The organism is Wolbachia endosymbiont of Nomada ferruginata, from assembly GCF_001675785.1.
Classification (GTDB): Bacteria; Pseudomonadota; Alphaproteobacteria; order Rickettsiales; family Anaplasmataceae; genus Wolbachia; species Wolbachia pipientis.
In genome coordinates this window covers 1-5,459 of record NZ_LYUY01000086.1, presented here as the reverse complement: position 1 = coordinate 5,459, position 5,459 = coordinate 1, and the positions used below count along the sequence as shown (strand labels likewise).

The 5,459-nt window shown below is 35.3% G+C and carries 5 protein-coding genes and 1 pseudogene; 5 read left to right on the top strand and 1 reads right to left on the bottom strand.

Features of this window, described 5'->3' with window-relative positions; translation table 11 throughout:
• Window positions 1–85 precede the first annotated feature (85 nt).
• Window positions 86–834 (top strand): annotated as a pseudogene (locus tag BA053_RS05040) (Rpn family recombination-promoting nuclease/putative transposase).
• Between the two features lie 106 nt (window positions 835–940).
• Here BA053_RS05040 and BA053_RS05035 read toward each other — a convergent pair.
• Window positions 941–2,296, bottom strand: a complete 1,356-nt coding sequence (locus BA053_RS05035; protein ID WP_065095121.1) for a phosphomannomutase/phosphoglucomutase — start codon at window positions 2,294–2,296, stop codon at window positions 941–943.
• Between the two features lie 137 nt (window positions 2,297–2,433).
• Here BA053_RS05035 and BA053_RS08120 point away from each other — a divergent pair, with 137 nt between their 5' ends.
• The 4 genes from BA053_RS08120 to BA053_RS05015 all read left to right on the top strand — a co-directional run.
• Window positions 2,434–3,009 carry a hypothetical protein gene (locus BA053_RS08120; protein ID WP_065095120.1) on the top strand — a complete coding sequence of 192 codons (576 nt, stop codon included), beginning with the start codon at window positions 2,434–2,436 and terminating at the stop codon, window positions 3,007–3,009.
• A gap of 156 nt (window positions 3,010–3,165) precedes the next feature.
• Window positions 3,166–4,332 carry a coiled-coil domain-containing protein gene (locus BA053_RS08115; RefSeq protein WP_245611471.1) on the top strand — a complete coding sequence of 389 codons (1,167 nt, stop codon included), beginning with the start codon at window positions 3,166–3,168 and terminating at the stop codon, window positions 4,330–4,332.
• Between the two features lie 505 nt (window positions 4,333–4,837).
• On the top strand, window positions 4,838–5,101 hold the full coding sequence (locus BA053_RS05020) for a hypothetical protein (RefSeq protein WP_007552904.1): 264 nt from the start codon (window positions 4,838–4,840) through the stop codon (window positions 5,099–5,101).
• On the top strand, window positions 5,091–5,459 hold a 369-nt coding region (locus BA053_RS05015), incomplete at its 3' end, for a transposase (RefSeq protein ID WP_156518232.1). The genes BA053_RS05020 and BA053_RS05015, both read left to right, overlap by 11 nt.

The window sequence follows — 5,459 nt, the reverse complement described above, 5'->3', positions numbered from 1 at the left end:
CCTTATGAAGCGCGAGTTTCACGTAGGGTTCTGGAAGGGGCCAGGAGGGAAGTTCTCCTGGTCTACTCTCCTTGCGTTCCGGCGTATTTTTGGTACTGAAAAAAATAAAGACATCCTCATTCACTTTCTCAATGATATTTTGGGGTTCACTGGCAAAGATGAAATAAAAGAAATAGAATTCCTCAGCACTATTCAAGATGCTGAAATTGCCTCTAAAAAACAAAGTATCGTTGATGTTCTTTGCAGGGATGAAAATGGGGTGCAAGTAATAGTCGAAATGCAAGTTGCCAAAACTAAAGGCTTTGAAAAACGCGCTCAATATTACGCTGCTAAAGCTTATTTATAGCTATTGCTGATTGTATTCTCTTTCCTAATAAATCTGAGTATAAGTCAGATCATGTAATGTTAGACAAAGATAGCTATGAACATGATTTAAAAGATTTTTATTTTACATTTATTGAGTTACCAAAATTTCCTAAAACTAAAGAAGACCAATTGGAGAGTATAGTTGAAAAATGGATCTATTATTTTAAATATGCAGATGAAACTAGCGAAGAAGAATTGGAAAAGATAATAGGTAGTGATGTAATAATTAAAAAGGCATATGAAGAACTAAATAGATTCAACTGGTCAGAGAAAGAATTTATTGCCTACGAACAGGAAATAAAACGTATTCGTGATGAACGGGCTGTTCTTGAACAAAAACTTGATGATGCTAAAAAGGAAGGAAAAATTGAAATTGCAAAAACAATGCTGGCTAATAATGTTGATGTCACCACTATTGTTAAGTTTACTGGCCTCTCCATGAGTGAGATCAAAGAATTGCAGAATTAAGTGGACCCGCAAACGGTTACACGAAATAATGCTGCAGCCTGACCAGGTGATAAGTACATTTAGCCTATTTATCTTTATACTTTCATGCCAATTTTATAAATCAAATTTATTTCTGTGAGTAGCTACAATTTAAAGACCTTGCTTCATCAATGTAATGGAACAAAACCTTTTTAGTAAGTTCAAAACCCTCTAAAGTCTCTCCTTCGCATCTTGCTGTAATGCAGTTTTGCGTATTTGATACCCTAAGAAGCCACCAACCTTTATTATCGGTTACTTTAACACCATCAAGATCTGAAAATACAATATTTTGCTTCTCCAGTGTTTTCTTTATTGATTCAATTATTTGAAATTTTTTCTCATCTTTCACTACAATCTTTACTTCATGAGTGATATATAACTTCGGTAAATCCTCAATTACCTGAGATAGGCTTTGGTTTTTCTTAAGCAAAATGTCAACTGCTTTAACAGCAGAATATAGCCCATCATCAAAACCTAGCTCAGAAAAGAAGAAGTGCCCGCTCAATTCACCAGCAAACTTTGCTTCTTCCTCTACCATCTTCTTCTTAACTAGTGAATGTCCAGTAGCGCAGGTAATAACTTGCCCTCCTAACTTACTAACAAAATCATGCACTTTCATACTCATTTTTACGTTGGCAATAACTTTGCTTTCTGGATATTCCTCCAACACTTCACGTGCAAAAATTATGAATAAATGGTCATTGGAAACAACACTGCTTTTATTATCAATTAAGCGCACCCTATCGCTATCGCCATCTAGCGCAATGCCAAGATCACATCCATATTCCTTCACAATGTCAATTAATTGAGCGAGATTTTTTTCCTCTATGGGATCTGGATCATGCAGTGGAAATGCCCCATCTATAGAGTTATTGGTTACGATGTGCGTATGACCAGGCAAGATCTTTTCAATATACCTTATAATTCCACTGGCTGGACTATTTCCACAATCCCAGGCTATTTTTAATTTCTGTGTAGTATTATTCTTCACTGCACTTTTCAATATGCTAATGTACTCACTATATATATTTATGTTAATTAAGCTTCCAATTCTTGTGCTGTTTTTAATTGGACTGCTTATAATTTCCTTCATTTCTTGATCTGAGAAGACTTTTTTATTACTAAAAAATTTAAAGCCATTATATTCGCTGGGGTTATGAGAGGCAGTTATTATGATACCAAGATCCGCCTGTGTGATTTGTGTTGCAGCGTAAAGCATAGGTGAAGAGCATAGTCCAACGCGTATAACATTTGCACCGGATAAAGTTAAGCCCCTAATTAATTCTCTTTCTATACCTGGTGAATCTATTCTACTATCGTAGCCGACACAAACATTAGCTACGGTTTGGCCAAACTTTCTGCCTATTTCGTACCCATCATTAATCTGCAAGTCTTTGCCTACTATACCTCTAATATCGTATTTTCTTATAATGGTATTGTCCATACTGCTTCTTAAGTGGTAACTACCTTATAGTATATAGGGAGAATCTACAAATACTCAATTTAATTTACGCTTTCTGTTAATTAATTTTTAAATTAAAAATATTACTATTTAAGCATATTCTCTAAAAATATAAAATTATGCCAGAGGAGGATGAAAGTGTATTTATAGCTGAGGGTCAAAGTTTAAATGTAGATGAACAGCAGAAAAAGGATATTTTAGATGTGATTGAATCTTGCAGCAGCTTTCGGGAGACTATAAAACAATTGGAGAAAAAAAACTTAATCTGGTATTTTATTGGTCCTTTACGTAAAGATGAAAACATTACAGGACAGATAAATTTAAAGTGGGAAAAGGAGTTCCAAAAATTTGAGCAATCAATAGACGCAATGCATAAAGAACTTAAGTCGTCTCTGCCTAGTCAAAATTTCTTAGCGTATTCAACAAAAGATAATGACTTCAAAATTAGATTTGAAAATGAAGAAAAACCAATAGAAATTAGCAATATTTTAAGGGCCAGCAGTGAAGGTAAGGTTTATAACATATCTTTAGGGAAAGATAGTCAAATAACTGCGACCAAAAAAGGCAGCGAAAGGCACTATGATTTTACTGGTTCAAGCTCATGTGAAATGACCATTAACTGGCAGGCTAAGGACTCTGAAGGTAATAACATAGACTGCAGCATGACTGTAAAATTGGATTCTGGTGGTATATAAAGTGTCATTGGTGAGCCAAAATTTGGTGATTTAAAGTTCACAGATCCATTACCAAAGGAGACAAAAGACGAAATATTAAAATTAGTTAAGCAAAACAAAGAAGTTTTTATCAATGGAAAAACTCTGCATCAAGCTTTTACTGATATAGGTCAAGGTATGGACAGTCTCGAGCCCACACAAGATCTATCATCGCAATTACCTACACCAAATAGTAGTGGGTATTTTTCTCCTGGCACACCTTCTTCGCGTAGAAGCTCTGTGTCCACTAGTAGTGAATTTGGTAGTGAAGATGAAATATTTGAGAGTGGTACGTTTGATGATGAAGAAGAATATAAACAAGAAGGAGAGGAATTAGAAAATAGAGTAAAGGAATTAGAGGAAGAGAATACGCAACTAAAGAAAGACAAAGCAGAATTGCAAAGACTTAATCAAGAGATAACAGAAGAAGGTGAGAAGTATAGATTAGCGTTAGACATATCAGAAGAAAAAGTTAAAGAGCTTGAACACGAATTGAAAAAACTGGAAAAAGAACTAACTGAAAAACGTGAAGAAAATGAACAGTTAAAACAAGTGGTAAGCGCATCAGCAGAGGATAAAAGTGATGTAATAAAGAGCTTAAATCATCAGTTAAAAGACAAAGAAAGTGAGATTCAGTCAACAAATAGAGCAAATGAGGAACTACAGAAAAAATTGGATCAAGGTGAGATTGAACTAAGTAAATTGAGAGCAGAAAACACAGAGCTGAGAAATGATGTGAAGAAAATAGTGGAAGGTTTAAAGGATGATCATAAAAAGCAGTTAGTAGAACAGTTATTAGAAAGAGAGGAGAAATTGACTGATGCAATAAGTCAATTGAATGAAGAGCGGTTAAATAATCAAGAATTAGCTAGAGAATTAAATCAGCTACAGAAAAAAATAGAGACTTTAGAATTGGCAAGTCAACAACCTAATATAGGTGAAAAGTCTCTTGCAGATGAGATGAGTAAAGGAGATGCGAGAAAGGGTGAGGAAATAAAACAGAAAGATTTAGAGATAGAAAAATTAAAAGAAGATTTGAAACAATTACAAGAAGAAAATAAACAACTAAAACAAGAAGTTACCAAAAATGCAGGAGTTGATGCATCATCTTCAACAGACCAAAGAGAGGCTAAAGAAGCAGAAGCTATACCGCAAAACATTATGGATTGGCCTGTTCCAATTCCAGACGATAAACCGGAAGAGCAGAAAACTCCATTAGAGCCAATCAAGGTAAATACAGAATTATCAGATCCAAAATCAATCCCTGCTGAAGGTCCGGAAAAATCTCCTCCTCTTTCAAAATGATGAGTTTTGCTTCTATAGCTGACCCAAGCAACACGTCATACCGCGATTTATTCGCGGTATCTCTAGATCCCGCTAACAAGTAGCGGGATACTTAACCGTCATACCGTGATTTATTCACAGTATCTCTTAGCCGCTAACAAGCAGCGGGATGACAGCAATCCTACGTCATGCCGCCGCGGTATCTCTAGATCCCGCTAACTAGTAGCGGAATGACGAATTTTTGTTTTTCAAATTATAGCTAAACATACTGTAATTGCTATTGAATGATGGAGTCCATTATTTTAGCACGAAGTAACAAATTCAATGAATTGGTTCTTCAAAAATAATTTAAACTTTTACAGTAGGTCATGAAATATTATAGCGATCTCATTAAAAGAAACTTTTATAAGTATCGTTGATGAGAAAGGAAAAGTTGTTAAGGAAGAAGTTGTTGCAAGCGAAAGTAAGGCAATAGCAGATTAGCCAAGGCAAAAAATACGAATCCATAGGAATAGAAAGTGGACAGTTGTCAATATCAATGTGCAAAGAGTTAAGGAGTTTTGGATTACCAGTAATTTGTGTAGATGCAAGGCATATGGCAGCAGCGTTGTCTGCAAGAATCAATAAGAATGATAAAAACGATGCAAGGGGTATAGCGCAGATGATGAGAAGTGTTAGTAAAATCAGTTGTCAAATTAAAATAGCGCTTGGAAGCAGAAGACAGCTAATGTGTAGCAAACAGCAGGTTATTGGAACAATAAGAGGGTTGTTGAAGATACATGGTCGGTAAAGGATCAAAATTTGAAACTTTCGCTTTAAGAATACAAGAGGCAATAAATAATTTGGATGAAATCAGTAGGAGTTCAATTGAAGCGTTAGTTTGTAGTTTGGAAGCAATAGAAAAGTCATTAAGAAAGCTTGACAAAATGCTTTCAGAACAAGGTGAAAAAGACGATGATTGTAAATTGTTAACTACTGTTCCAGGAGTGGGGATTATAGTAGCAATGACGTATAAAGCTGCAATTGATAACCCACATAGGTTTGAGAAATCTGATACAGTTGGAGCATATATAGGGTTGACACCAAGGCAATATTCTTCTGGAGAAGTTGATCGGCATGGCAGCATATCAAAGATGGGACCAGCGGAA